General features: G+C 74.8%; 2 protein-coding genes and 1 pseudogene. 1 reads left to right on the top strand and 2 read right to left on the bottom strand.

Annotated features, from left to right (window positions below; genetic code table 11):
- Positions 1-335: pseudogene (locus tag PLP61_RS16670) on the top strand (hypothetical protein); the annotation flags it as partial.
- A gap of 10 nt (positions 336-345) precedes the next feature.
- Here PLP61_RS16670 and glpK read toward each other — a convergent pair.
- Entirely contained in the window at positions 346-1,818 is a 1,473-nt protein-coding gene (gene glpK / locus PLP61_RS16665; RefSeq protein ID WP_324503897.1) for a glycerol kinase GlpK, read from the bottom strand.
- Positions 1,815-2,190: DUF1028 domain-containing protein (locus PLP61_RS16660; protein ID WP_324503895.1), on the bottom strand; the 376-nt coding region annotated here is incomplete at its 5' end. The genes PLP61_RS16660 and glpK, both read right to left, overlap by 4 nt.

Below are 2,190 nucleotides of genomic sequence, written 5' to 3'. Positions count from 1 at the left end.
TGCGCCTGCTGCCTGCGCCCGAGCCGGACCACGCGGCCCGGCTCGCGGCCGAGGAGGCGGTCGCCAACGCCGAGCAGGAGCTGTCCCGCGCGCAGGGCGAGCACGAGGCGGCCCGCGCACGCGTCGAGGAGCGGCGGGCGGAGACCCTGCAGCTGCAGGGCGAGCTGGACGAGCTGCGGCGCCGGGTGGCAGAGCTCGAGACCCGTGCGGAGGCCAACGACGACGAGCTGCTCGAGGAGGAGGACGGGCTCGCCGCCGCCTCGGCCGCGGAGGCCGCGGCGCAGCGTCGCGTGGAGGCTGCTCGTCAGGCCCTCGCGCAGCTAGCCCCCGGCTGAGGGTGGTGGGTCAGTCGGCCCAGCCCCGCGAGCGGCCGACCGCCTCGACCCACCGGGCGTACGCCGCGTCGGCCGCTGCCCGGTCGCTCCCCGGCTCGAAGCGCCGGTCGAGGGCCCAGGTGGCGCGCAGCTCGTCGGTGGACTCCCAGACGCCGGCCCCCAGCCCGGCCAGGAAGGCCGCTCCCAGCGCGGTGGTCTCCACGATCCGGGGTCGCTCGACGGGGACGCCGATCTGGTCGGCCTGGATCTGGCAGAGCAGGTTGTTGGCGGAGGCGCCGCCGTCCACACGCAGCGCCGCCGTCCCGATCTCCATGGTGTCGAGCACGTCGCGGACCTCGAACGCGATGGCCTCCAGCGTGGCCCGCACCAGGTGGGCGCGGCTGGTGCCCCGGGTGAGCCCGATGATCAGGCCCCGGGCGTGCGGGTCCCAGTGCGGTGCGCCGAGCCCGGTGAGGGCGGGCACGAACACGACGCCCTGGCTGTCGGGGACGCTGGCCGCCACCGCCTCGGTCTCTGCGGCCGAGCCGACGATCTGCAGCCCGTCCCGCAGCCACTGCACCGCGGCACCGGTCACGAAGATCGAGCCTTCGTTGGCGTAGGTGAGCGTGCCGTCGGGGGAGCGCCACGCCGCGGTGGACAGCAGCCCGGCGGGGGAGCGGCGCAGGGTCGGGCCGGTGTTGGTGAGGATGAACGAGCCGGTCCCGTAGGTGCACTTGGAGTCGCCCACGTCGAAGCAGGTCTGGCCGAACAGCGCCGACTGCTGGTCACCCGCGATGCCGCAGACCGGCAGGTCCAGCCCGCAGAACGCGCTCGGGTCCGTCCGGCCCAGCTCGCCCCAGCTCGGCACGAGCTCCGGGAGCGCCGCGCGGGGCACGCCGAACAGGTCGCACAGCTCGGGCGACCAGTCCCCGGTGGCGAGGTCGAACAGCAGCGTCCGCGAGGCGTTGGAGACGTCGGTGACGTGCCAGGTGCCCCGGCTCATCCGGGCCACGAGGTAGGAGTCGACGGTGCCGACCGCGTAGCGGCCCGACTCGACCAGCGCCCAGGTGTGCGGCTCGTTCTCGGCCAGCCAGGTGAGCTTGGTGCCGGAGAAGTACGGGTCCAGGCGCAGCCCGCTGAGCTCGCTGACCCGGTCCTCGTGGCCGGCCTCGCGCAGCCGGGTGCAGATGCCGGCCGTCCGGCGGTCCTGCCACACGATGGCCCGGCGGGGGGCAGCCAGCGTCTCCCGGTCCCACAGCATCACGGTCTCGCGCTGGTTGGTGATGCCGACCGCCCGCAGTGGCGGGCCGGCGTACGCCGCCAGGACCTGCCGCGTGGCCTCCAGCGTGGCCTGCCAGATCTCCTCGGGCGCGTGCTCCACCCAACCCGGGCGGGGGAAGTGCTGGTGGAACTCCTGGTAGCCCTTCCCGGCCACCGTTCCCTGCTCGGTGACCACGACCGCGGTGACCCCGGTGGTGCCGGCGTCGATGGCCAGGATGCTCACTCGTGCACCTCCCCGGCCTCGCGGAGCAGCTCCAGCACCCGCCGGTCCACCCAGGACCCGTCGGGGGCGACTCGCATCTCGTAGTTCTCGGTGCCCACCCAGGCGTGGAAGTCCGGCTGTCCCAGGCGGTGGGCGGTGGCCTCCAGCTCCTCGGCCAGCGCGGGTGTGACCGGAACCTTCTCCTCCTCGGTCGAGGCGGTGAGGTAGAAGTCGCTGAGGTCCAGCAGCCGCGCCAGCTCGGTGACCGGGTCGCCGTGGTCGTCGACCCGGAGGTCGACGGCGATGTCGTCGTGGCCGCCGTACCCCGCTCCCTCGCGGACCACCAGCAGCGCGGCGGACTGCCGGCCGCGTCGGTCGCCGCCGGCGGCGTCG

The sequence above is a fragment of the Nocardioides sp. genome, from assembly GCF_035429765.1.
In the GTDB taxonomy this organism is placed as follows: Bacteria; Actinomycetota; Actinomycetes; order Propionibacteriales; family Nocardioidaceae; genus Nocardioides.
The sequence above is the reverse complement of the archived record's forward strand: the minus strand, read 5'-3'. Positions and strand labels throughout refer to the sequence as shown.